Source organism: Mesorhizobium sp. M0522 (assembly GCF_040321085.1).
Classification (GTDB): domain Bacteria; phylum Pseudomonadota; class Alphaproteobacteria; order Rhizobiales; family Rhizobiaceae; genus Mesorhizobium.
On record NZ_JAMYQW010000022.1, the window covers coordinates 39,234 to 63,348 of the forward strand.

Genomic DNA, 24,115 nt, shown 5'->3' on the forward strand with positions numbered 1-24,115 from the left:
GCCCTGGGCCTGTCCGTGGCTTTCGACGGTCGGGAATAGCCGTCGGCTCACAAGTTCTTGCTCGGTACCCTGTCGCGCTTGCTGCGAGCCCACGCGATGACGCGTGCGTGCTCGTCCGCCATAGCCGCGTCGAAGCGGCTGTCGCCACTGAAAGCCAGGGCAAGTGCATTTGCGCAGAGTTCGGCGTCCCGGAAGCATCGCCGATGCCTGCGCAGTGAGTGCGTCCTTGTTATAGCCAGCATCGCCAACAATCGCCCAGCCTGGCCCGTATGGCTTGCTGGGCAACGCTGCGCCAGCGAGTGGCCTCTCGCGCCTTGCTGCGCCAAGACGGTCGGCGAAGGCAGGCCATCCCGGCTCCGATCAAGAGCCCCGCGCGCCAGCCGGCCCACCAAGGTTGCCGCGATCACCCTTGATGTCGTAGAGCCTACGGTCGGCGGTAATTGGTGGAGAAGAATATATGCCAGAGCACCCGAAACTCGTCTCGACTGCCAAGTCGCATGGCGGCGCCCAGCATGTTTACTCTCATCTTTCGACGAGCTGCTCGTGCGAAATGACGTTTGCCATTTTCGTGCCTCCGCAGGCACGGGAAAGCCGTTGCCCCGTGGTGTGGTACCTCTCCGGGCTCAGCTGCACCCATGCGAATGTAATGGAAAAAGGCGAATACAGACGTATTGCCGCCGAACTCGGCTTGATCGTTGTCTGTCCCGACACCAGCCCGCGTGGTGCCGACATTCCGGATGAAAAGGACAATTGGCAGTTCGGCAGCGGCGCCGGTTTCTACCTCGACGCGACGCAAGAGCCGTATGCCAAGAACTATCGCATGTATTCCTATATCGTCGAGGAGCTGCCAGCCGTGATCGGGCGCGAATTTCCCGCCGATATGGCGCGCCAGTCGATCTTCGGCCATTCGATGGGCGGGCATGGCGCGCTGACGATCGCACTGAACAATCCCGCGCGTTTCAGAAGTTGCTCGGCCTTTGCGCCGATCGTGCAGCCAAGCACAGCCGGCTGGTCGAAGCCGGCTTTCGAAAAATATCTCGGCCTGGATAAGGCCTCGTGGCGGCGCTACGATGCCACTTCGCTCATCGAAGATGGACACCGTTTCCCGGAATTCCTGGTCGATCAGGGAACGTCAGACGGTTTCCTCCAGGAGGGCCTCAGGCCCTGGCTGCTCGAAGACGCCTGCTCCAAGGCAGGCATTCCATTGAAATTGCGGATGCAGGACGAATACGATCACTCCTATTTTTTCATTTCGACATTCATGCATGACCATATGACGTGGCATGCCGAACGGCTTTCACGAGGGTAGGCCGTAGGAATAGGTCGGCAGTCAGGCGGGCTCGGTGACGACGCCAATGCGCCGGTAGACGAATGGTTCGTCCTTCGAAGGAACCGTCGCAGCGCGCTGGGCCTCGTCGATCAGCATTGCCATGCGCGCATGGATCGGCGATTTCGCGCAAGCCGGGTCCGTCGCGGCGGCATCGCCGGCGATTGCCATCGCCTGGCAGCGACAGCCGCCCCAGTCGATCTCGCGCCGCTCACAGTTGCGGCAGGGCTCCTGCATCCAGTCCGTGCCTCGAAAGGCATTAAATGCCGGGGAATCGGTCCAGATCGCGGCCAGGCTGCGTGATCCAAAACGCTCGAAGCCGAGCGACGGGATGGTCTGGGCGGCATGGCATGGCAGTACGGTGCCGTCCGGCGTCACCATGAAGGCGTCGCGCGCCCAGCCGCCCATGCACGGCTTGGGATAGATGGCGAAATAATCCGGCGTGACGAAATCGATGTTCATGTTGCCGGTGAGCCGTTCGCGCGCCGCCGCGACGATCTCCGCCTGCCGGTCGACGGCAGCACGCTCGGGCATCAGTTGATCGCGATTGGTCAGCGCCCAGCCGGCGTACTGCACGTTGGCGATCTCGAGACGCTCCGCACCCAGCGAAAGGGCCAGATCGATGAATTCCGGTACCTCCTCGATATTGTGGCGATGGATCGGCGCGTTGATGGTAAGCGGCAAGCCGGCCGCGCGAGCGCGGCGTGCCGTTTCCAGCTTCTTTTCGTGGCTGCCCCTGTGATTGCCGATGCGCTCGGTGGTCGCCGGCCGTGCACCTTGAAAGCTCAGTTGCAGATGGTCGAGCCCGGCTTCGGCAAATGCCTCGATGCGGCCATCCGCAATGCCGACACCGGCGGTGATCAGGTTGGTGTAGACGCCGCGCGCCGAAAGCCCGGCGATCAATTGCTCGAGATCGCGACGCAGCGTCGGTTCACCGCCGGACAGATGCACCTGGAGAACGCCAAGATCGGCGGCCTGCGAGAATAGGTCGAGCCAGCTCTGCGTGTCGAGTTCGCGATTGGCCTTCAGCAATTCGAGTGGATTGGAGCAATAGGGGCATTGCAGCGGGCAGCGATGCGTCAGTTCCGCCAGCATGCCGATCGGAGGGAGAATGGGCTCGCTCATAGCTTCACCAGCAGCTTGTCCGACCATTCCTGCAGGAAGGCGATGACGTCGGCCGCCACGGCCTCCTGTTCGGCATCATAATCCGCGGCAAGGCCGGCAATGATGTGGCCGACCGTGGGCCGCCCATCGCAGCGGCGCAATATGTCGAGGCTGATGTGGTTCGGCCAGAACACCTTTTCGGGCGAAAGCACCGCGAACGCCTGGCGCACGGAGTCATACTGTATGCGCACGTGCTTCGGCAGCGATGGAACCGACTGCGGCGACACCATGGCTCTTTCGCGCAGTGCCATCATTGGGCTGCCTCCGGACGGAAGGCGCCGGGCGGGATACTGCCCGGCTCGCCATAGGCGTGTTGAAGCGCGTCGAGCATGGCCCAGAGTATATCGCATTTGAACACCAGTGCATCGATCACCTGCTGCTGACGTTCCGCCGTGTCGGCATGTTCGAGCACATAGGCGAGCGCGAAGTCGGCGTCGCGCGAGGCCTGTTCGGGCCGTCGGCTGAAATAGGCCAGCGTGTCCTCGGTGATATAATCGTATCTGGCCAGCATCGCGGGTACCCGCTCGCCGATGATGAGCGGCGAGAACATCTCGGTCAGCGACGACGCGACCGCCTCCAGCAGGGTCCGGTTCGTGCAAAAGGAGAGGTAAGCGCCAACCGCAAAACGGGTCGCCGGCAGGGCCAGCCTTTCGCTCTTCACCGCGTCGGCATCGAGACCGAGCGAGGTCGCCAGGTGCAACCAGCGCGCAATACCGCCGCTCCAGCCGTCCTCGCCGTCATGATCCTCGATGCGTTTGCGCCAGGCGGCACGAAACGCCGGATCCTCGGCATGAGCGAGGATCATGGCGTCCTTGCGCGGAATGACCGCCTGATAGCAATAGCGGTTCAGCGCCCAGGCCTGCATCTCGGTCCGCGACAGCGCACCGCTGGTCATCCTGTGATGGAAAGGATGGCGGTTGTGATAGCGCTCGGCACCGACCTGCCGCAGCACGGCTTCGAGCTCGCTTGAGGACAGGCCGTTGCTGGCTGCGTCGTGGAAATCACTCAAAGGTCCATCTCCATCCCGTCGCGGGCCACTTCCCAGCCAGCCGCTTTGACTGCTGCCTGCTCGGCAGAATTCTCGTCCAGAACAGGATTGGTGTTGTTGATGTGGACGAAGACACGGCGGCCGATCCTCACATCGGCCAAGCTGGCGATCGACCCTGCGTCTCCCGACATTGCCAGATGCCCCATGCGCGCACCGGTCTTTTGGCCGACGCCGGCAGCAATCATCTCGTCGTCGGTGAAGACCGTGCCGTCGAACAGAAGGCATGCGGCATCGGCTAGACGCGTGCGCAGGGTCGCATCGATGCGGGCGCAGCCGGGGATGTAGAAGATGGAGCCGCGACTGCCGGCACCGGCGATACGGACGCCGATCGTGTCGCCGGCATCGGAGCTGAAATTGGCATCCGGCTGGCCTCTTTGTTCGAGATAGAGGGCTATCTTCCCGGGCACGGGAAAGCTCTCGACAGCCACCCCGGTGTCGTGGCCGTCTGCGTCGCAGATCGCCAGTCCTTGCGCCGGTGGCAAGATGCGTCGCGGCACGAGCGCCGGATCGAGGACATTGAAAATCGAATTCGCCTCCAGCGTCGCCAGAACCTGTGTCGTTGCATAGATAGCGAAAGGCTGCCGCTCACGCAGGCTGAGCAGGCCGGCGACATGATCGACATCGGCATTGGTCAGCACCACCGCGCGAATAGGCGTCGAGCGCAGCGGCGCATCGTGCGCGGGCTGCAATTCAGGCGTTGCCGCGATCTGCTGGCGAATGTCGGGTGACGCGTTGAACAGAACCCAGCCGAGCCCATCCGCTGACGCGGCGACACTCGATTGGGTTCGTGAATGCACGCCAGCTACCCCGGTGCGAGCCGCACGGCTCAGACGATAATTGCAGTTCCATTGCGGAAAGCCGCCGCCGGCCGCCGATCCAATGATTCTCAAGCGCATGAAAACGCCCGCCCCGCGGCTTCTCTGACCAGCAGCCAATTTGCAGCCGCAAAAAACGGCCCGCCCGCTTTGCGTGCCTCAAAATCTTTCACGAAAATCCCATGCGGCAAGGGGATGCGTGCCCCTGTTGCCAGGGACACGCACCTCTGCGGCCTACTTCTTGGGAGTAATTTCAGCAGGCAGATACCGCGAAATTTCAAAGCCCGCAGCAACCTGACACATGGTCGGTTTTGTCCAGCTCTTCTTCATAACATTTCTCCTCTTCTACCAGCCCGAAGGGGCCGATCCGGTGGTTAGCCAACCATTGCAGGGCACCGAAGCAATGGCTCGTCCATCACGTTCTCAAATGGACAAATGAAACACAAGGTTTTGAAAGGCCCGAAAAACAAAACTATCGAAAGTAGCTGTAGTTTTCTCTTCAATTGTTCATCGCCTGGGTTTTTCCTCCTCCTGACCCATCCCAACTATTGCGTGATCGGATTGTCGTGCTCGTCGATCAGCGGCACATTGTAACCCAGCAGGAGCTTGGTCATCTCCGGCTGGTTTTCCCTGATCACCCGGTTGAGCGTTCGTTTCCATTCCTGGTCGGACGGACGTACGCCCATGGTGATGCGGTAGGACATGCGCGAGCCGGTTTTTTCCTTCAACAGCGGAACAATGGTGACATCGGCTCCGAGTTCCTTGGCATAGTAACCTGCCATCGGCCCCCACAGGACCGCCGCGTCGATCTTGCCGGCGAGCATGTCCTTGATCATGACCTCCCCCATGGACGGAGTGATGCGCGTATCCACCGCGAGTGGATAGATCTTGGCGGTCCGCAGAAGCTTGTTGGCGGCCATGTTGGCGGTTGGCGGCGTGCTTTCGACGACGCCGATTCTCTTGCCGGAAAGTTTCGGGTCTTCGATCGTCTCGATGCCTTCCATGCCGTTGCCTTTGGGGTATACGAGCACATAGGCGGAGCGGTAGTAGGCATTGGTGTTCTGCACCAGTTCATCGCCTTGGGCGTAGCCCATGATGATGTCGCATCGGTTGGCCCCCAGCGTGTTTCGCACAAAGCCGGTGACAGTGGGAAACCACGTGTAAGCGACTGATTTCCGCCCCGTCTTCTTGGCAACCAGTTCAGCCAGCTTGTTTTCGAAGCCTTGGCCGTTCTTGTCGGTAAAGGGCATATTCGAGGGATCGGCGCAGACGCGCAGAATGTCGGGATCGACCAGTTCGCCCGCAGCGCCAAGCCCGGCATTTTGCGCCAGAACGTTCGACGGCAGCAAGGCGAGGGCGCCGAGGATCGGCAGAACGACGCGCAGCTTCGATGCAGTGCAGCCGATCATATCATCCACCCATGCAGGATGCTTCGGCATCCTTGGCTGCCTGAGCCTTGTTTTCGTGCTTGGGCGGCCTGCCGCGGGGTGCCGCGCCATCGGCGCGCGCGCGCAGATAGACGTAGAGATCGTCCAGGTAACAATAGACGTTCTTGTTGTCGCCAAAGGCAGGCATGACGTTTTCCTTGCCGCCGCCGACATTCTTGCGGCCCTCGGCGACGATCGACAGGAACGTGGCGTAATCCATGGTTTTTAGACTATTGACCAGGGCAGGCGCATAGCTCGAACCTGTTGCGTCCTGTCCGTGACAGACATGGCAATCGGAGTGATACCGGCGGTACCCGCTGAACGTGTACCAATCGACGGTTCCGTTTTCGATCTTGTAGGTCGGATTTCCGTCCGCATCTACATATTTGCCTCCTTCTTGCTTCACCGCCTTGGCTTTTTCCATGCTGTCTTCGGCCCGTGCCAGACTTGAGCTGGCCAGAGGCAGCAGGACCAGGGCGAGAGCGGAAACTGCAATGCGGACGATCATTCAGACTCTTCCTTCATTTGCCAGGGACACTGGCTGCCGTCGTGCAGCGGCATTGATCGGTGTTTGGGTGCGCGCGTAATCGAGAGCCCAGTTCCCGGCTTCGGGTGACCCGGGCTCTCGTTTTCGAACCTAGTCGTAAGGCTCTTCCCGGTTATCAGTCCGGGAGGCCGAAGACGGTGAGCTGACCACCCAGCGTCGTATAGTCGGCAAGTGCCGCGTAACCGCCGACGGCACCCAGACCAGCGGTTCCAACGACCGCGGTCTCGTCGCCCTGCGCACGGCCCTGATCGACGGCGCCATGCCAGGCAGCGGCGTTATCGGGCGAAAGCAGGCCACCTGCCAGACCGATACCGGCCCATCCACCGACGCCGGACAGAACGGCGACGTACTGCTTGCCGTCATGCTCATAGGTCGTGATGTTGCCGATGATGCCGGACGGGGTCTTGAACTTGTAAAGTTCCTTGCCGTCCTTATCGACCGCCTTGATGTAGCCTTCGAGGGTACCGTAGAAGACGACGTCGCCATCTGTCGCCAATGCGCCCGACCACACCGAGAACTGCTCGGGCTTCGACCAGACGATCTCACCCTTGGCTGCATCCCAGGCAATGAAGTTGCCCATGTTGCCGTCACCGCCGGGCGCCGCATACATCGACACGGTGGCGCCCACATAGGGCTGACCGGCGGTGTAGCTCACTTTGTAAGGCTCATAGTCCATGCAGACATGGTTGGTCGGCACGTAGAACAACCCGGTCTTCGGCGAGTAGGCGGCCGGCTGCTGGTCCTTGGTTCCAAGCGCGGCCGGGCAGATACCGGTCGAGTTGGTGTCTTCGCCGTTCTGCTGGGTCGAATACTTGGCGACGACCTGCGGGCGGCCATACTGGTCGCTCTTGGGATCCATGTTGACTTCCGTCGCCCAGTTCACTGCCGGATCGTATTTTTTGGCGACGAGAAGTTCGCCGGTGGCGCGATCCATTGTGTAGGCAAAGCCGTTGCGGTCGAAATGCACCAGCACGTCGTGCTTGGCGCCGTTGACTTCCATGCCATCGACGAGAATCATCTCGTTGATGCCGTCATAGTCCCACTCATCATGCGGGGTCATCTGGTAGAGCCATTTGGCAACACCGGTATCCGCATCGCGAGCCATGATTGTCATGGACCAGCGATTATCGCCTGGGCGCTGGACCGGATTCCACGTCGAGGGATTGCCAGTGCCGTAATAGACCAGGTTCAGCTTGGGATCATAGGAATACCATCCCCATGTCGTGCCGCCGCCCGTCTTCCACTGTTCGCCTTCCCAGGTGTTCGTGCCGGAATCCTTTCCGACAGGCTTGCCGAGATGAGTCGTCTCCTCGGGATCGAGAAGGGTGTCTGCATCAGGACCTTCCGAATAGGCTTTCCAGGCGAGCTTGCCGTCTTTCAGATTGTAGGCGGCCAGCCAGCCGCGAACACCGAATTCAGCACCGGAGACGCCCACGAGCACCTTGTCCTTGATGACTACGGGTGCCGACGTGCCGGATTCGCCTTTTCCGCCGTCGGTCTGGTCGCCGTTCTTGACAGACCAGACGACCTTGCCGGTCTTGGCATCGAGCGCGACGACGGTGGTGTCGGCCTGGTTGAGAATGATCTTGCCGTCGCCATAGGCGACACCGCGATTGACCGTGTCGCAGCACATGATCGGAATGACGTTCGAGTCCTGCTTGGGCTCGTATTTCCACAGGATCTTGCCGTCATTCTTGAGGTCGAGAGCAAAGACGTTGTTTGGGAAAGGCGTATGGACATACATCACGTCGCCGATGATCAGCGGCCCGCCTTCGTGACCACGCAGCACGCCGGTGGAAAAGCTCCATTTGACCTGCAGGTTCTTCACATTGTCCGCAGTGATCTGGTTGAGTTTGGAATAGCGGGTGTTGGCGTAGTCACCCGTCTGCATCGCCCAGTTCTTCGCATCCGATGCGAGCTTTGCAAGGTCTTCATTGGCCGAAGCCGTATAGGCAGCGCCGAGCGATAAAAACGCCGCGGTCGTCAGTATGTAGGTAGTTTTCGCAAGTACACGCATCCAAAATCCTCCCGGGTTCACAGTGAAGAATCGACCGTCAAGCCCCACAGGGGCCTGCCCAAGCAATTCATGTTGGGAAGTTATTTTCCGGCAGCTGTCACGACCTACCCCGAAGCAGAGGGCACCGTTACCGCCCGCCCCCCTTGGTCTTCGAAAGACTGCCGCCGCTCCCTGATGACGGTGGCGCTCTTGAAGCCGGAAACAGGGAAAAGCTATGTCATCGTAAAAGACCAGGCAAGCAAAAACCTACAATGCGTCGTTGCGCTGCAATATCGATTATGGTGCGATGCAATATTTAGAAACAAGTAAAATAAGCATCGGGTAAAAAACTAATAAGAGGATGGCCGCCAGCTGCGACATATATAGCAGCCATATTGTTCCCGTATTCTCAAGGTGATACACATTTGACTTTATTTCGATATATTCTACGAGGCACCTCGGAGTAAGTATGCGTGCATCTCGCTGGCTGCCGATAGTGAGCGACGCATGAAATGAACGCGTGAAAGAGGGTGCGCAGGGGGTCATGAAGCTGGCTCTTGTCGGTCGATAGGGCATTCCTCCTTTGGTCGTATACGCAGGCCATGGGAGCTTGACTGGCTTTGCGGCACGTCGCCAATTGGAGCGATGATCCCGTCTGGATGCATGGTGTCCAGGCCAACTGGAGGTTCCTCATGATAAGGTCTGTTGGATCTCTCACCTTGCCGGTGGCCTTTGCGGCGACGCTGGCCTTTGCGAACTTGGCCAGCGCCGCGGGAGACTACCCGACGGCAACGATTGCCGACTACGTGCTCGGCTGCATGCAAACAAATGGCCAGACACGTCAGGCGCTTGAAAGCTGTTCCTGCTCGATCGATGTTATCGCCTCGATCCTTCCTTACGATCACTATGAGAGGGCGGAGACCTTCAAAAGCATGTCGCTGACGACAGGGGAGGCCGCAGGGTTGTTTCGCGAAAGCGCGCCAGCGAAGGCGGCGCGCACGGAACTGAAACGCGCGCAGGCTGAAGCCGACGTACGTTGCTTTTAATCAGGCGAAACAGGCGCGCGTGGCGGTGCCTCACAGTCTCGCCGTTTTATTGGCCATTGGCTGCGAAATACCTTGCAATCCGCATTCGAGCCGTAAGGCGATCAGGCCACGCCCGGAAATTTTTGCTGGAACGACAGCAAAAGGTCGCTCATCACCTGTGGGTTGCGATGTTGCCGCGGCAAGCCTACGTCGAACATGCCGAGCACATGGGCAGGGCGCTGCGCAAGCACGATGATGCGGTCCGACAGCATCAGTGCCTCGCGCAGATTGTGGGTTACCATCAAGGCGGTCGTAGGCCGCGCTGACCAGACGGTCAAAAGCAATTGCCGAAGCCGCTCGGCGGTCTGTTCGTCGATGGAGGCAAAGGGTTCGTCCAGGAAAAGTACCGCCGGTTCGGTGGCGAAGGCCCTGGCAAGCGCTGCCCTGCGCGCAAGGCCGAGCGAAAGCTCCGCCGGATAGAGCGAGCGCATGCCGGCGAGGCCGAGAGTGTCAAACAGCTCGTCGAGACTCTTCGCTCTTAGGCTTTTCGGCAGCGCCAGCCTGACATTCTGCTCCACCGTCCGCCATGGCAGCAAAGTAGGCTCCTGGAACACGGCGGCGATGCGGTTCGAGCCGCCTTGCGGCAGTTGGAAAGAGCCGGAAAAGTCTTTGTCCAGTCCAAGCAGGATGCGCAACGTCGTGGTCTTGCCGCAGCCCGACGGCCCAAACAGGCAAGCGAATTCGCCCGGCCGGACCTCGAAGGACAGACCCTGAAGCGCCGTGATCGACACACCTTGCGCGGACCTGAAGGTCTTTTCGGCGATGTCGACCCTAAGCGGGACGGCGGCGCCAACGGGTTGCATGTCGTTCAATGGGCTGCACCAGGAGAAGTTCGATGACAAGCATCACCGCCACGAAAGCCAGCGTGTACGCGAGAATGGCGGCGACGTCGAAGAGCTGGAAATAGAGATAGATCTGGAAACCGACGCCATTGGAGCGGCCGAGCAGTTCGACCACCAGGACGATCTTCCATATGAGGGCGATGCCGGACCGCGAGGCCGCGGCAAAATAGGGCTGCAGTTGCGGCAGCAGGACATGGCGGATGCGCTCGAGTGGGGCGAAGCGGTAGACGGCGGCCATTTCGGCATAACGCGGATCAAACGCCCTGGCGCCTTCGCGCATCGTCACCACGACATTGGGGATCTTGTTCACGGCAACTGCGCCAATCGCCGCCGCCTCGTTGAGGCCGAACCAGATATAGGCGAGCACGATGACCACCAGCGCGGGAATGTTGAGAAACAGGACCACCCACGGACTGAAGAACCGGTCCGCACCGCGGTAGCTTCCGAGGATGACGCCGATGACCGAGCCGATAATCATTGCGGCGACGTACGCCGCAGCAACCCGTCCGAGCGTGGCGCCAAGATGATAAAAAAGGTCACCGCTCGCCGCTTCCCTGAGCAGTACCTGCCAGACCTGCCCTGGTGGGGGGAAAGCACGGCTTTGCCACAGATGAGCCGCGAGGCCCCACAGCAGGCAAAGTCCAATCAGGGAAACCGTTACCGTCAGCGCTGGTGTCAGCGGCGTCGCAAAGCCGGATCGACCCGACTTGTCTTCCGTTGCGGTCATTTCGCGAGTTCCGGCCAGAACGTGCCGGGCGCCATCTCGGGCGCCCTGCCAACCAGCTTCTCGCCGCCTATCGCGGCCAGCACGTGATAGAGTTTGCCCGCATCGGCCGCTTCTTCGGCGACCGGCCGTCTTGGGATGCCCTGGCGATAGCGGTCGCGCAGTTTTTCCAGCTCCTTGCCTTCTGCGCGAATGAGCGGCGCCAGGCGCAGCCATTCTTCATCGGATCTGGCCAGCAACTCCTTGGCCTGCTTGGAGGCCTTGACGAAGCCTCGGGCGGCATCCGGATTGTCGTTCGCCCATTGGTCGTGGAAGACGTAGCCGAGCGCCGATACGGGGCCCGAGGCACCAAGCGCTTTCGCCGCATCATCCGCGCCGATCAACCGACGAAAGCCGTTGGCCTCGAGCCGGGCGCAGAAATGCCAGAAATTGAGCACGGCATCGAGTTCGCCTTGCATCGCCTTTTCAGAAATCAGCGGCGGCGCGCCAAAGACGACGTCACAGGCTGTCGGCAGGTCGAGGCCGTGATCGCGTCTGGCCAGCGCCTGGACCAGTAGCCAGCTCTTGTCGAGCGGGCCGTCGGCGACACCGATTTTCTTTTCCTTGAGGTCGGCGAGCGTCCGGATCGGCGATTCCTCCCTCACCATGATTGCCCCTACGGCGGTCGAATAAGGGGCCAATGTAAGGTCGCCGCCCTCGGAGCGCTGGCGCGAGACCCACAGCCAATCGGTCACGATCATGTCGATCGCGCCGGCCAGCAGCGCGACGTTGGTCGCATCCTCCCCGGCGAAGTAGACGATTTCCAGATCGATCCTGTTGGCCTCGTCGAGCTTGTGGCGTTTCAACGTATCGAGTTCCCAGCTCACGGTGCCGAACTTCAGGACACCAATTCGGACCTTAGCTTTCGCAAAGACGGCAACCGGCTTTGAGGCGAGGATGGCACCCAGAGCCGCCAATCGCAGCGTCGTGCGCCGCGAAATCATCATGGCGTCTCCTCTTTTAGGGTCGTCGACGAACCAGGAATGTCGATCAAATCGATCGTTCCTTGCTCGGAACGGCACATTTCCAGCGCACGACCTTGAGACTCGGATGTTCCTTGAGACCATTTTGCGATCTCGGCGGGCGATAGGAACATGCATTGGAACAGAGAGCCGCGGCTCTCGAAATAGAGATGTTCATCTCGGCAATTGCCCGGATTGGCGCTAAGGCACACCGTTAATATGAGATCGACCATGTCCATTTGGCACTTATCGTCGCCTGCGCGGCGAACTCTCCAGAGTTCGTGCTTTGGAGTTGCGCGGATTCCTGAAGGTGCCCAAACAGCAAACCGGTTGGAGGGAGGCTACGCGTTCGGCCAACAGGCGTCAATGATATGGACCGCGTGTCGCTACACACTTCCCTTCGCGCAGTCGGGAAACGAAACAGGACCTTTGTACGATTGACTTCCTTCATCGGCAGTCTAGCTTTTCGAGGCGTGCAGGTGCTGCCAGTCCGGGGAGGAAGGACGAATAGTTCGCTCTCCCGCTTTAAAACGAATGCCGGCGATCAAGGCATCGACACGCGTAAAGTGTCCCGGGCACTCACACGATCAATGAGGAAATGCCATGCGCGCAGTCGCATTTTTCGCCGCCGTGTCCGTCGCCACCTTTGTCACTACCCAGTCTCAGGCACAGGATGCCGCGGCGGGTGAGAAGGTCTTCGCCAAATGCAAGGTCTGCCACGTCGCAGACAAGGACCAGAACAAGGTCGGTCCGTCCTTGAACGGCGTTATCGGCCGAACGGCCGGGACGCACCCGGGGTTCAGCTATTCCAAGGCCATGACCGAGGCCGGCAAGTCCGGCGTCAAATGGGATGAGGCGACGCTGACGACCTACCTTCGCGATCCCAAGGCGATGGTCAAAGGAACCAAGATGGCGTTTGTCGGCCTCAAGAAAGACGAGGACATCGCCAACGTCATTGCTTATCTGAAGCAATTCTCAAAATAACGCGGTACCGCCGGCCGTTGGATTGCGCTCGGCCGGCGTTGGCTCGGCTTTGCGCATGGGTCACGCAGCGTCTTGCAGCCTTCGCATCGCTGACGGCAGATCGAACAGGCTGTCGCAAACGAGGTCGGCGCAAAGCTCTTCAACGGGAATTTGGCTGTATCCGCCACGCAGCAGAATGACTGCCATGCCGGCGGCGCGGGCGGCGGCCACGTCGGCGCTGCTGTCTCCGACCATCAGCGTGTCACGAGGTTCGACCTGAAGCAGGTCGAGCGCCAGCAACAGCGCGTCTGGCGCCGGTTTCAAGTATGTCACCGCGTCTCCGCCGATGATCGCGCCGAGATAGTCCGTCAGCCGAAAATGCAGCAGGATTTCGCGAGCCGCCAGCTGCGGCTTGTTGGTCACCACGGCCATGGCTATTCCGCTCAAATGCAAGTGCGTGAGAACCTCCCTGACGCCAGGCATCAGCCTCGTGCGGCCGGTCAGATGCCTGCGATAGATCGCCGCCATGACGCGGTTGGCCTCATCGAGCGCGATGCCGAGGAGCGGCGTGCCGGAAGCCGCGAAGGCCCTTTCGACCAGTTTCCTGATGCCGCCGCCGATCATGGCCTTGACCTGATCCAGGCGCAGCGGCGGCAGATCGCGTCCGGCCAGCAATTCGTTGACGGCGGCCGCAATATCAGGCGCCGAATCGACCAGTGTGCCGTCAAGATCGAACAGGATCGCCTTGCGCGAGCGAAACGGCCTGCCTGCGCCGACGTTCATGCAGCATCCTTCCACTTGATCGAACAGCCGATCGAAGCGATCTGGTCAAGCGGTCCGTCGCCGGTTCGGGCAACCTGCTTCATCGCCTCGAACAGGTCGCGCCTCAGCCCGGGCAATTCGGCGTCGCGTCGCGACGCGTCCAGCCGGCCGCGATATTGCAGCGTCAACTCGCTGTTGAGCCCGAAGAAATCCGGGGTGCAAACGGCTCCATAGGCACGCGCCACCGTCTGGTGCTCGTCATGGAGATAGGGGAAAGTGAAGCCGTTCGTCCTGGCAAAGAGCTTCATGTTGTCGAAGGAATCATCTGGATAGGCGTCGCTATCGTTGGAGTTGATCGCGACGAAGCCGATGCCTTCGGCCTTGAGGTCATTGGCGTCGCGCACCATCCGTGAAATCACCGCCTTCACATAGGGGCAGTGGTTGCAGATGAAGGCCACCACCAGCCCGTTCGGGCCGGCGTGGCTGAAAATCGAATGCGATGTGCCGTCGACGCCGGGCATAACGGCATCAGTGGCTTGCCAGCCGAAATCGCAGACAGGTGGGATTGCCGCCATATTTGCACTCCGATGTGACGGTTTACGCGGCTTTCCGGATCGCCCCGTCGGCCGCCTGCCTGATGGCGTCGATATTGGCACGATAGGCAGCCTCGGTGCCACCCTTGAAGATGGCCGAGCCGGCGACCAGCACATTGGCGCCGGCCGCGGTGACCAGCGGAGCGCTCTCGGGGGTGACGCCGCCGTCGATTTCGATGTCGATCGGGCGGTTGCCGATCAGCGCCTTGACCCGCCTGACCTTGTCGACGACAGCCGAAATGAAGGCTTGGCCGCCGAAGCCCGGATTGACGGTCATCAGAAGCACAAGATCGAGCCGGTCGAGCACATATTCGATGACGCTTTCCGGCGTCGACGGGTTCAGCGACACGCCGGCCTTCTTGCCGAGATTTCTGATTGCCTGCAGCGAACGGTCGAGATGCGGTCCGGCCTCGGCATGCACCGTAATGATGTCGCAGCCGGCATCGGCGAAGGCGCCGAGATAGGCGTCGGCCGGCGCGATCATCAGGTGGCAGTCGAAGACCTTGTCCGTTCGATTACGGATCGCCTTGACCACCGGCGGACCGAAGGTGATGTTGGGCACGAAATGGCCATCCATCACATCGAGATGGATCCAATCGGCACCCGCCCGGACGACCGCTTCGACCTCGTGGCCGAGCCGCGAGAAGTCCGCGGAAAGCACCGAGGGCGCGATGATTGTCTTGGTATCCATGATCGTCGGCTCCCATTCTGTCGTCCGTTTCCGGTCGCTGCACACCAACCGGCGTCATTTTGTCAGCGCGCCTTCGTGTCCGGTTCGCCTTCGAGCTTGCCTTCCGCGAACACGCGGCTGCCGCGAATATCGGATTCCTCAATGGTGATAAGGTCAGTTTTCGTCAACGCCCGGTCGCGCGACGCGAAAAGCCGGCTGGCCTGGCGAAGCCGCGCCCGGTCGAGCCCATTGCGGACCGAGCGGGCGTTGGAGAAATGCGGCAGCCGCATGCGGATCGGGAGATACTCTTCGAGCGCCTTGGCCGCCGCCTCGCTGAGCCGGTAATTCTGTTCCGCCAGCATGATCTCGGCGATCGATTTGAGTTCGCTGACGCCGTAGTCGGGAAAGTCGAGGTGGTGGGCGATGCGCGAGCGCATGCCGGGATTGCTGTCGAAGAAGCGGTCCATCTTGTCCTTGTAGCCGGCAAGAATCACAACCAGATCGTCACGGTTGTTTTCCATGCATTGCAGCAGGATTTCGATCGATTCCTGGCCGTAGTCGCGTTCGTTCTCGGGCTTGTAGAGATAGTAGGCCTCGTCGATGAAAAGCACCCCTCCCATGGCGCGCTTGATCACTTCGCGGGTTTTGGGCGCGGTGTGGCCCACATACTGGCCGACGAGATCGTCGCGCGTCACCGCGACCATATGCCCTTCGCGGACATAGCCAAGACGATGCAGGATTTCGGCCATTCTGAGCGCCACGGTGGTCTTTCCGGTACCGGGATTTCCCGTAAAGTTCATGTGCAGCGTCGGTGCGCCAGAGATCAGCCCGAACTTACGGCGAAGCCGGTCGACCAGGAGCAGCGCAGCGATCTCGCGGATGCGGTTCTTGATGGGCTTCAGGCCGACGAGTTCGCGGTCGAGCTTGTCCATCACCTCGTCGATGTTGGACGCCTCGAACTCGGCCTGTAGATCAACCGATTCGCCCTGCGCGGCAGCGCTCTTTGCTATCGCGTCCAGCATGGTTCGCCTAGCTCCGTTCGCCTTCGGGCCTGTCGGTCGCATAAGGCACGATCGAATAGCTCTGACTGCGGCCGTCACGTTCCTGGCGCAGCAGCCGGAACCCGGGTTCATTGGGTGGCCGGTTGACGATGAATGACATGCGCGGTGCTTCCCAGCCCTTGGTCGAATCGAAGGCGGTGACCCGGACATACATGTTGGGCATGGCTTTCCGGCAATTGTTGACTTCAAGCAGGATGCCCGCCGGGTCCCTCAGGTCGAACATCGGGTTGCCGTACATTTCCCAATAGGTGTTTCGCGGATGCGGATCGTCCGTGTATTCGACGCTGACCGCCCAGTGGTTTTTCAGCGCGTATTTGATCTGCGCCGAAATCTGCTCATCGGTTAGCTCGGGCAGGAACGAAAACTGTCCCTGCGTGACCTTGTTTCCGGGATTGGTCATCATGGCGACGGTTCCTTTCGTCTAGAAGCTCGGCGTTGCGGTTGGCACAAAGTCGGCCGTGTCGGTCGATTCGTAGTTGAAGGTGACGTCCTTCCACGTCTCCAGGGCCGCCTTGAGCGGCGTGCACCATCTGGCCGCCTGTTCGAGGATTTTGGTCCCTTCGCGCAGATAGTCGCGGCCCTCGTTGCGGGCGAGGATCATCGCCTCCAACGCGACGCGATTGGCCGTCGCGCCGGCCTGGATGCCGTCCGGATGGCCGATCGTGCCGCCGCCGAACTGCAGGATGACGTCCTCGCCGAGATAATGGATCAACTGGTGCATCTGGCCGGCATGGATGCCACCGGAGGCGACGGGCATCACCTTGTTGAGCGAGGCCCAGTCCTGATCGAAGAACAGCCCGGTTTCGAGGTTCTTCGGCGTGCGCTCCTCGCGCAGCGTGTCGTAAAACCCCTTGATCATCAGCGGGTCGCCTTCCAGCTTGCCGACCACCGTGCCGGCATGGATGTGATCGACGCCGGCCATCCGCATCCATTTGCAGATGACGCGAAAATTCATGCCGTGGTTCTTCTGGCGCGAATAGGTCGAGTTGCCGGCCCGGTGCAGGTGCAGGATCATGTCGTTGCGGCGTGCCCACTTGGCCATCGACTGGATTGCCGTGTAACCAATGACGAGGTCGATCATGACGATGCAGGAGCCAAGCTGTTTTGCAAATTCGGCGCGCTCGTACATGTCCTCCATCGTGCCGGCGGTGACGTTGAGATAATGGCCCTTGACTTCGCCGGTGGCGGCCGACGCCTTGTTCACAGCCTCCATGCAGTAGAGGAAGCGGTCGCGCCAATGCATGAAGGGCTGTGAGTTGATGTTCTCGTCATCCTTGACGAAGTCGAGGCCACCCTTCAGCGCCTCGTAGACGACGCGGCCGTAGTTGCGGCCGGACAGGCCAAGCTTCGGCTTCGTCGTTGCGCCGAGCAGCGGCCGGCCGAACTTGTCGAGCCGCTCGCGTTCCACCACGATGCCGGTCGCCGGGCCCTGGAAGGTCTTGAGGTAAGCCACCGGGATGCGCATGTCCTCGAGCCGCAAGGCCTTGACGGCCTTGAAGCCGAACACGTTGCCGATGATCGATGCAGTCAGGTTGGCGATGGAGCCGGGCTCGAACAGGTCGAGGTCGTAGGCGATATAGGCGAAGTACTGTTGCTCGATCCTGGTGCCTGGACCTGTGTTCGGGACCGGCTCGGATTTGAATGCCTTGGCGCGGTAGAGCTCGCAGGCGGTCAGCCTGTCGGTCCACACCACGGTCCATGTCGCGGTAGAGGATTCACCGGCGATGGCTGCGGCTGCTTCCTCGTGGTCGACGCCGGGCTGCGGCGTGATCCGAAACATGGCGATCAGGTCGGTCTCCTTGGGCCGGTAGTCCGGCTCCCAGTAGCCCATCTTCTTGTAGGGGATGACGCCCGACCTGTAGCGTTCCTTGCCTTCCTTGAGCGTGCCTGCTGAGGGCATGTCGATCTTGTTCATGGCAGGTCTCCTGTTTGCCGCTCAGGCGGCTTTCGCGGTTGCGATTTGGGGGTCGAGCTTTCCTGCGGCGTAACGTTTCGCCATCTCATCCATGGCGATCACCCTGATCTTCGACGCGTGGCCTGCGGTGCCGAAGCGTTCGAAGCGATCGCGGCAAAGGTCGCGCAGGGCGTCCATGGCGGGTTTCAGGAATTTACGCGGATCGAATTCGCGCGGGTCCTCCGTCGCAACGCGGCGGAACTGCCCGGCCATGGCCATTCGGCAATCGGTGTCGATGTTGACCTTGCGCACGCCGTAGCGGATGCCGCGCTCGATTTCCTCGACCGGGACGCCAAAGGTCTGGGGCATCTCGCCGCCATAGTTGTTGATGATGTCCTGCAGTTCCTGCGGCACGGAGGAAGACCCGTGCATGACCAGATGCGTGTTGGGCAGCTTTTCGTGGATCGCCTCGATCACCTGCATGGCCAGGATACCGCCGTCAGGCTTGCGGCTGAATTTATAGGCGCCGTGCGAGGTACCGCAGGCGATCGCCAGCGCGTCGACCCGGGTGGCCGTCACGAAGTCGACCGCCTGATCGGGATCGGTCAAAAGCTGGTCATGGGAAAGCGCACCTTCGGCGCCGTGCCCGTCCTCGGCCTCGCCCTGGCCGGTTTCCAGCGAGCCGAGCACGCCGAGCTCGCCTTCGACCGAAGCGCCGACCCAATGTGCCATGCGTGCGACACGTTCGGTGATGGCGACGTTGTAATCGTAGCTCGCCGGTGTCTTGGCATCCGCCATCAGCGATCCGTCCATCATCACCGAGGTGAAGCCGTGGCGGATCGCCGATAGGCAGGTGGCCTCGTTGTTGCCGTGATCCTGATGGATGCATAGCGGAACGGCCGGATGGATTTCGGTCAACGCCTCCATCATCTTGGCCAGCATGATGTCATTGGCATAGGAACGGGCGCCGCGCGAGGCCTGGATGATAACCGGCGCATCGCAGGCCCTGGCGGCCTCCATGATGGCGAGGCCCTGTTCCATGTTGTTGATGTTGAATGCCGGCACCCCGTAGCCGTGCTCGGCGGCATGGTCGAGAAGCTGGCGAAGGGTGATGCGGGCCATGGTCGTCCTCCTAGATGATGAGCTTCAGCGCCGCTGCCGCGACGGCTTCGGGCGTGATGTCGAAATGCCGGTAAAGGTCCGGGGCAGGGGCGCTGGCGCCGAAACCGGCCATGCCGACGAAAGTGCCCGTGTCGCCGATCCAGCGGTCCCAGCCGAGCCGTGCTGCGGCTTCGATGGCAATGCGGGGCGCCGAGCCGAGGACGGCCTTGCGGGTGCCGGCGTCCTGCTCCTCGAAAAGCTCCCAGCACGGCATCGAGACAATCGCGGCGGCGACGCCGTGCTCGGTCTCCAGCCGTAGGGCGGCGGCAACCGCGATTTCGACCTCCGAGCCGGTGGCGATCAGCGTCACCGCGCGGTGCCCGGCTGGCTCGCGCAGGATGTAGGCGCCCCGGCTCGACCGGTTCTCGTCGCTGTGTGGCTCGTCGCTAGGTGCTTGGCGCAGCATCGGCAGGTTCTGGCGCGAGAGCACCAGCACGCTTGGCCGCTTCTCGCTCTTCAGCGCCAGTTCCCAGCACTCCGCCGTTTCGATGATGTCGGCCGGACGGAAGACGTTGAGGTTTGGCGTCGCCCGCAGCATCGCCAGGTGCTCGACCGGCTGGTGGGTCGGGCCGTCCTCGCCGAGACCAATGGAATCATGCGTCATCACATAGATGACGCGCTGGCCCATGAGCGCCGAGAGCCGCATCGCGCCGCGCGCGTAGTCGGCGAAGCACAGGAACGTGCCGCCATAAGGCACGAAGCCGCCATGCAGTGCGATGCCGTTCATGGCTGCGGCCATGCCGTGCTCGCGGATTCCGTAGTGGATGTACCGGCCGGCGTAGTCACCCGGCGCGATGCGGTTCATACCCTTGGTGATCGTCAGGTTCGAATGCGTCAGATCGGCGGAGCCGCCGACGGTCAGTTCGGTTGCGCCATTGATCGCAGCGAGTGCCATTTCCGAGGCTTTTCGCGTTGCAACCTTGGTGGCCTTCCCGACATGTTCCTTGCGGAAGGCGCCGAGCGCTTCGAAGACCGCGTCGGGCAGGGCGCCGGCGACCGCGGCCTCGAAGGCCTGGCGCCGCGGCGAGGCGGCAAGCCGCTGCTCCCAGGCGCGGCGTGCCGCTTGACCGCGGCCGGCAATCTCGCGCCAGGCGAAAAGGATATCGTCCGGCACCTCGAACGGCGCGAAGGCCCAGCCGATGTTTTCGCGCGTCGCGGCGATCTCCGCATCGCCCAGCGGCGCGCCATGCGTCTTTTCCGAACCGCCCAGATTGGGCGCTCCCTTGCCGATCACCGTGCGGCAGGCGATCAGAGACGGCTGGTCCGATTGCTGCGCCGCTTCGATTGCCGCCGCAACGGTTTCGGTGTCGTGGCCGTTCACCGACTGGACATGCCATCCAGCGGCTTTGAACCGCGCCGGCTGGTCCATCGATGTCGACAGGGAAGTGGGCCCGTCGATCGAGATCGCATTGTCGTCCCAAAAGACGATCAGCCGGGAGAGCTTCAGGTGACCGGCAAGATCGATCGCCTCGTGGCTGATGCCTTCCTGCAGGCAGCCGTCGCCGGCGATCGCGTAGGTGAAATGGTCGACGAGATCGGCGCCGTGGCGGGCCGCCAGCATGCGCTCCGCCAGCGCCATGCCGACAGCGGTCGAAATGCCTTGTCCAAGCGGGCCGGTCGTCGTCTCGATGCCAAGCGCATGGCCATATTCCGGATGTCCGGCGGTGCGGCTGCCCAGCTGGCGAAACCGCTGCAATTCTTCGATCGGCATGTCTTCAAAGCCTAGCAGGTAATGCAGCGCATACTGCAGCATCGAGCCGTGCCCGGCCGACAGCACGAAGCGGTCACGATCGGGCCAGTTGGGGGCCGACGGATCGATATTGATGAAGCGGCTGAACAGCACCGTTGCGACATCGGCCATGCCCATCGGCATGCCCGGATGACCGGAATTGGCCTTTTGGACGCTGTCCATCGCCAGTGCGCGAATGGCGTTGGCCATGTCGCGTTCCGAGACGGCGGCGACGGGCTTCAATGCTGCTGCCTGGCTGTTCATGGCGTCCTCCTCACGACACACGGTTCTTGCGTTCGATCAATTGCAGGATGAGCGGCGTCAGGATCAGCTGCATGGCAAGGTCGAGCTTGTTGCCGGGCACCACTATGGAATTCGGCCGCGACATGAACGAGTCGTGGATCATCGAAAGCAGGTAGGGGAAATCGATGCCGCGGGGATTGGCGAAGCGGATAACCAGCATCGATTCGTCGGGCGTCGGAATCCAGCGCGCAATGAATGGATTGGACGTGTCGACGATCGGCACGCGCTGGAAGTTGATGGCGGTCTGCGAAAACTGCGGGACGATGTAGCGGACATAGTCCGGCATGCGACGCAGGATCACGTCCATCACCGCCTCGGTGGAATAGCCGCGCGTTGCCCGGTCGCGATGGATCTTCTGGATCCATTCGAGATTTATGACCGGCACCACGCCGATCTTGAGGTCCGCGTGCCTGGCCAGGTTGATCTTGTCGGTGACGACGCAGCCATGCAGGCCCTCGTAGAAGAGCAGGTCGCTCGGCGGAAATTCGCGCCATTCGGTGAAATGTCCCGGCCGCGTGCCGTACTGCTTCTCCTCGTCTTCGTCATGGATGTAGGTGCGGGTCTTTCCGGTTCCCCGGCGGCCATATTCCTCGAATACCTCTTCGAGGATTGCCAGCTCATTGGCCTCGGCATGAAAGTGGGTGAAGTTCGGATTGCCCGCCTTTTCCTCCTCGGCCACCTTCGCCTTCATCGTGGCGCGGTCGTAGCGATGGAAAGCATCGCCTTCGATGAAGGCGGCCCCGATGTTCTCGCGCCGGAAGATCAGTTCGAAGATGCGCTTGACAGAGGTAGTGCCTGCGCCCGACGACCCGGTGATGGTAATGATGGGGTGCTTTGCCGACATGGTCTTCAGGCCCTGAAAAGGCCGCGGCGGCTGAAAAGCGGCGCGCGTTCGCCGATGGCGCTCGGTTCGGTGTGGTAGCGGGTGATGCGCGCGACTTCGCGCGCCGATCCGAAAACCATGGGCACGCGCTGGTGCAGGTTCTCTGGTTCGATTTCGAGGATGCGGGTGATCGTATCGGTGGCGGCACCGCCCGCCTGTTCGACGAGATAGGCGATCGGGTTTGCCTCATAGACGAGGCGAAGTCGCCCCTGCCTGTAGCCCTTGCGCTTGTCGCCTGGATACAGGAATACGCCGCCGCGCATCAATATGCGGTAACAGTCCGCGACCAGGGAGGCGATCCAGCGCATGTTGAAGTCCTTCTCACGTGGGCCTTCGGTGCCTTCAAGGCAGTCGTCTATGTAGAGCCGCACCGCCTCGTCCCAATGCCGGTAGTTGGCGGCGTTGATGGCGAACTCCTGGGTTCGCTGTGGGATGATCCGGCTCTCGTAGGCCTGGACGAAGGTGCCGAGCCGGGTCGAGAGAACGAAGACATGCGTACCGCTGCCGAGCGACAGAACCAGCGCCAGCTGCGGGCCGTAGATGAAGAAACCGGCGCCCAGCTGGTTCACGCCTGCCTGCAAAAAGGAGGCGGCCGGATTCCCATCCGGCGCACCAATTGCAGGGAGGAGCGAGAAGACCGTTCCGATCGACACGTTGGTGTCGATGTTGGATGAGCCGTCGAGCGGGTCGATGGCGATGGCAAGAGGCGCTTGCCTGTCGAGCAGCACCGGCTGCTCCAGTTCCTCGGAAGCGTAGAGCGCGATCGGAGCGTGGCGCATGGCATCGAGGAAGATGTCATCGGCGAAGACATCGAGATCCTTCTGGATGTCGCCGTCAGCATTGGCGCCGCGGGTTCCCGCAAAGGCCGTGCCGAGCACCCCTTGATTGATGGTGTTGCGGATCGTGGTGGCCGCCTGCGTCAGCTGACGGATGGTCGCTACGACGGCGGAGCGCAGTTCGTCCGGCTCGCCAAGATAGGAGTTCAGAAAAGCGTCGAGCGTTGCCGCTGGCATCGTAACCTCCCGATCCAGCCGCCTCTCCTCGGGTCGGCCGGATTGGGAAAGGAGAACAAACGACGCTGGATAAGTAAAATTCAATAACTTTACTTAGGCAGTAAAAAAATTTTAGTATGCCATATGAGAAACCTCACGCTCAAGCAGTTCAAGACCGTTCAGGCGATCATTAGCCACGGAAAAATCGTCAGCGCGGCCAAGGTGTTAGGCCTGTCTCCTCCAGCGGTAACGATCCAGTTGCGGCAGGTGGAGGAGGAGTTCCAACTGGCCTTGTTCGACCGGACGTCGGACGGCATGCGTCCCACTGCCGCAGGTCTGGCCTTCGTCGAGACGGCACAGGCCATCGAGGAGCGGCTTCGTCTGCTCGAAGACAAGATGGATGCAATCAAGGGCGTGCGCGCCGGCAGCTTGCGGCTCGGCGTCGTTTCCACGGCCAAATATTTCGCACCGCGGCTGATGGCCGCCTTCATGAAGGAACATCCCGATATCGACATGCGCCTTGCCATCGGCAACCGCGCCGAGACGATCGACAATCTGAAGAACCACGACATCGATATCGCGCTGATGGGACGCCCGGCCAAGGAAGTCCCGGTGCGTGCTTCGGTCTTCGGCGATCACCCGCTGGTCATCATCGCACCGCCCGACCACCCGCTGGCGTCGGCACGCGACATTTCCAAGGAGCGGATCGCCGAGGAGCATTTCCTCATTCGCGAGCCCGGCTCCGGAACGCGCATCTCACTGGAAATATTCCTGAGCGACGTCCCCGGCCGCATCGACGATCTCGGCGTCGAGATGGACTCGAACGAGACCATCAAGCAGGCGGTGATGGCCGGGCTCGGTATCGCATTCATCTCTGCCCACACCATCGCTGCCGAAACCGAAGCCGGCCGGCTGGTTATCCTCGACGTTGTCGGCATGCCGATCCGCCGGCAATGGTTTTCAGTGATGCGCAGCGATCACGCGATCTCGCCGGCGATGGCGACCTTCCACGATTTTCTGATGCGCAAGGGCGCGATGTACCTGCCACTGTTCGGCAAGCTCTATCCGCACGAGGAGCCGAACACCAAACGTGGCGCGACTTAGGGCGCGCGCGGTCCAGGCGAACGC

The 24,115-nt window shown here is 61.5% G+C and carries 25 protein-coding genes; 4 read left to right on the top strand and 21 right to left on the bottom strand.

Features of this window, described 5'->3' with window-relative positions; translation table 11 throughout:
• Positions 1-457 precede the first annotated feature (457 nt).
• Positions 458-1,309 (top strand): S-formylglutathione hydrolase, encoded by an 852-nt coding sequence (fghA, locus tag NKI58_RS21890; RefSeq protein WP_352593991.1) that lies wholly within the window; start codon positions 458-460, stop codon positions 1,307-1,309.
• Between the two features lie 21 nt (positions 1,310-1,330).
• Here the strand turns inward: fghA and pqqE are convergent, their stop codons facing one another.
• The 7 genes from pqqE to NKI58_RS21925 all read right to left on the bottom strand — a co-directional run bounded on the left by pqqE (position 1,331) and on the right by NKI58_RS21925 (position 8,345).
• Entirely contained in the window at positions 1,331-2,452 is a 1,122-nt protein-coding gene (pqqE, locus tag NKI58_RS21895; protein ID WP_352593992.1) for a pyrroloquinoline quinone biosynthesis protein PqqE, read from the bottom strand.
• Positions 2,449-2,745, bottom strand: a complete 297-nt coding sequence (gene pqqD, locus NKI58_RS21900; protein ID WP_352853745.1) for a pyrroloquinoline quinone biosynthesis peptide chaperone PqqD — start codon at positions 2,743-2,745, stop codon at positions 2,449-2,451. Before pqqD ends, pqqE begins: the two co-directional genes overlap by 4 nt.
• Positions 2,742-3,500, bottom strand: coding sequence for a pyrroloquinoline-quinone synthase PqqC (pqqC, locus tag NKI58_RS21905; protein WP_352593994.1), 759 nt, complete (start codon positions 3,498-3,500; stop codon positions 2,742-2,744). The genes pqqD and pqqC overlap by 4 nt, the downstream gene beginning before the upstream one ends.
• Positions 3,497-4,435, bottom strand: a complete 939-nt coding sequence (gene pqqB / locus NKI58_RS21910) for a pyrroloquinoline quinone biosynthesis protein PqqB (RefSeq protein ID WP_352827550.1) — start codon at positions 4,433-4,435, stop codon at positions 3,497-3,499. The genes pqqC and pqqB overlap by 4 nt, the downstream gene beginning before the upstream one ends.
• A gap of 464 nt (positions 4,436-4,899) precedes the next feature.
• Entirely contained in the window at positions 4,900-5,763 is an 864-nt protein-coding gene (locus tag NKI58_RS21915) for a substrate-binding domain-containing protein (protein ID WP_352640989.1), read from the bottom strand.
• A 1-nt stretch (position 5,764) separates the two neighbouring features.
• Positions 5,765-6,289, bottom strand: coding sequence for a c-type cytochrome, methanol metabolism-related (locus tag NKI58_RS21920; protein WP_352455602.1), 525 nt, complete (start codon positions 6,287-6,289; stop codon positions 5,765-5,767).
• Positions 6,290-6,443: 154 nt separating this feature from the next.
• Positions 6,444-8,345, bottom strand: a complete 1,902-nt coding sequence (locus NKI58_RS21925) for a methanol/ethanol family PQQ-dependent dehydrogenase (protein ID WP_352786744.1) — start codon at positions 8,343-8,345, stop codon at positions 6,444-6,446.
• A 671-nt stretch (positions 8,346-9,016) separates the two neighbouring features.
• Between NKI58_RS21925 and NKI58_RS21930 the strand changes: the two genes are divergently transcribed.
• Complete coding sequence (locus NKI58_RS21930; protein ID WP_352593997.1) at positions 9,017-9,370, top strand: hypothetical protein; 354 nt, start codon at positions 9,017-9,019, stop codon at positions 9,368-9,370.
• A gap of 101 nt (positions 9,371-9,471) precedes the next feature.
• Here NKI58_RS21930 and NKI58_RS21935 read toward each other — a convergent pair whose 3' ends face one another.
• From NKI58_RS21935 to NKI58_RS21950, 4 genes are read right to left on the bottom strand one after another with little or no spacing between them, the layout of a single operon-like run.
• A complete protein-coding gene (locus NKI58_RS21935) occupies positions 9,472-10,212 on the bottom strand; it encodes an ABC transporter ATP-binding protein (protein WP_352594024.1) in 741 nt (246 codons plus the stop codon).
• On the bottom strand, positions 10,181-10,978 hold the full coding sequence (locus tag NKI58_RS21940) for an ABC transporter permease (RefSeq protein WP_352593998.1): 798 nt from the start codon (positions 10,976-10,978) through the stop codon (positions 10,181-10,183). Before NKI58_RS21940 ends, NKI58_RS21935 begins: the two co-directional genes overlap by 32 nt.
• Positions 10,975-11,961, bottom strand: coding sequence for an ABC transporter substrate-binding protein (locus tag NKI58_RS21945; protein WP_352786743.1), 987 nt, complete (start codon positions 11,959-11,961; stop codon positions 10,975-10,977). Before NKI58_RS21945 ends, NKI58_RS21940 begins: the two co-directional genes overlap by 4 nt.
• On the bottom strand, positions 11,958-12,215 hold the full coding sequence (locus NKI58_RS21950) for a hypothetical protein (protein ID WP_502897015.1): 258 nt from the start codon (positions 12,213-12,215) through the stop codon (positions 11,958-11,960). The genes NKI58_RS21945 and NKI58_RS21950 overlap by 4 nt, the downstream gene beginning before the upstream one ends.
• Before the next feature lie 364 nt (positions 12,216-12,579).
• Here NKI58_RS21950 and NKI58_RS21955 point away from each other — a divergent pair, with 364 nt between their 5' ends.
• On the top strand, positions 12,580-12,960 hold the full coding sequence (locus tag NKI58_RS21955) for a c-type cytochrome (protein WP_352450669.1): 381 nt from the start codon (positions 12,580-12,582) through the stop codon (positions 12,958-12,960).
• Between the two features lie 60 nt (positions 12,961-13,020).
• Here NKI58_RS21955 and gph read toward each other — a convergent pair whose 3' ends face one another.
• The 10 genes from gph to NKI58_RS22005 all read right to left on the bottom strand — a co-directional run bounded on the left by gph (position 13,021) and on the right by NKI58_RS22005 (position 23,008).
• Positions 13,021-13,722, bottom strand: coding sequence for a phosphoglycolate phosphatase (gph, locus tag NKI58_RS21960; protein ID WP_352786742.1), 702 nt, complete (start codon positions 13,720-13,722; stop codon positions 13,021-13,023).
• A complete protein-coding gene (locus NKI58_RS21965) occupies positions 13,719-14,276 on the bottom strand; it encodes a thioredoxin family protein (RefSeq protein ID WP_352622906.1) in 558 nt (185 codons plus the stop codon). The genes gph and NKI58_RS21965 overlap by 4 nt, the downstream gene beginning before the upstream one ends.
• A 22-nt stretch (positions 14,277-14,298) precedes the next feature.
• Complete coding sequence (gene rpe, locus NKI58_RS21970; protein WP_352786741.1) at positions 14,299-14,985, bottom strand: ribulose-phosphate 3-epimerase; 687 nt, start codon at positions 14,983-14,985, stop codon at positions 14,299-14,301.
• Between the two features lie 62 nt (positions 14,986-15,047).
• Complete coding sequence (gene cbbX, locus NKI58_RS21975) at positions 15,048-15,986, bottom strand: CbbX protein (protein WP_352622904.1); 939 nt, start codon at positions 15,984-15,986, stop codon at positions 15,048-15,050.
• A gap of 7 nt (positions 15,987-15,993) precedes the next feature.
• A complete protein-coding gene (locus tag NKI58_RS21980; RefSeq protein ID WP_352594004.1) occupies positions 15,994-16,428 on the bottom strand; it encodes a ribulose bisphosphate carboxylase small subunit in 435 nt (144 codons plus the stop codon).
• A gap of 18 nt (positions 16,429-16,446) precedes the next feature.
• Positions 16,447-17,940, bottom strand: a complete 1,494-nt coding sequence (locus tag NKI58_RS21985) for a ribulose-bisphosphate carboxylase large subunit (RefSeq protein ID WP_502897016.1) — start codon at positions 17,938-17,940, stop codon at positions 16,447-16,449.
• A 21-nt stretch (positions 17,941-17,961) separates the two neighbouring features.
• Positions 17,962-19,041 (bottom strand): class II fructose-bisphosphate aldolase, encoded by a 1,080-nt coding sequence (fba, locus tag NKI58_RS21990; RefSeq protein WP_352455612.1) that lies wholly within the window; start codon positions 19,039-19,041, stop codon positions 17,962-17,964.
• 10 nt (positions 19,042-19,051) lie between these two features.
• Positions 19,052-21,073, bottom strand: a complete 2,022-nt coding sequence (gene tkt / locus NKI58_RS21995; protein WP_352853747.1) for a transketolase — start codon at positions 21,071-21,073, stop codon at positions 19,052-19,054.
• Between the two features lie 10 nt (positions 21,074-21,083).
• A complete protein-coding gene (locus NKI58_RS22000; RefSeq protein ID WP_352594006.1) occupies positions 21,084-21,956 on the bottom strand; it encodes a phosphoribulokinase in 873 nt (290 codons plus the stop codon).
• A gap of 5 nt (positions 21,957-21,961) precedes the next feature.
• On the bottom strand, positions 21,962-23,008 hold the full coding sequence (locus NKI58_RS22005) for a class 1 fructose-bisphosphatase (protein WP_352594007.1): 1,047 nt from the start codon (positions 23,006-23,008) through the stop codon (positions 21,962-21,964).
• Between the two features lie 123 nt (positions 23,009-23,131).
• On the opposite strand from NKI58_RS22005, the gene NKI58_RS22010 reads away from it, so the two are divergent.
• Positions 23,132-24,091 (top strand): LysR family transcriptional regulator, encoded by a 960-nt coding sequence (locus NKI58_RS22010; protein ID WP_352594008.1) that lies wholly within the window; start codon positions 23,132-23,134, stop codon positions 24,089-24,091.
• Positions 24,092-24,115 lie beyond the last annotated feature (24 nt).